General features: G+C 37.2%; 1 protein-coding gene. It reads left to right on the forward strand.

Annotation, left to right across the window (positions count from 1 at the left end):
* Window positions 1-417 (forward strand): hypothetical protein (locus ITJ86_RS17190; RefSeq protein ID WP_195872878.1); only part of this gene is annotated, 417 nt, incomplete at both ends.

Genomic DNA, 417 nt, shown 5'->3' on the forward strand with positions numbered 1-417 from the left:
TACAAACGGTAATTATTTTACAGGAACAAACGGCAGTGGTACTCAACTTTCTGCTGGTGATTCAATTTCAACGTCACAAACCATTTATATTTATGCTGCAATAGGAACAGCACCAGACATCTGTAGCAATGAGAGTAGCTTTGAAATCACTATTACTGGTGCACCAAATGTAGATACGCTTTCAGACCAAAATGTTTGTTCAACTTATACATTACCTACCTTAACCAATGGTAATTACTTCACGGGTTCTAATGGTACAGGAACACAATTAAATGCTGGTGAGCTAATCTCAACAACACAAACCATTTATATCTATAACAACATTGGAACAGCTCCAAATACCTGCTCTAATGAAAGTAGTTTTATCGTCACTGTAAGTGGCACACCAAATGTTGATACCCTTTCGGATCAAACAGA

The sequence above is a fragment of the Winogradskyella marina genome (assembly GCF_015645385.1).
GTDB classification, from domain to species: Bacteria; Bacteroidota; Bacteroidia; order Flavobacteriales; family Flavobacteriaceae; genus Winogradskyella; species Winogradskyella marina.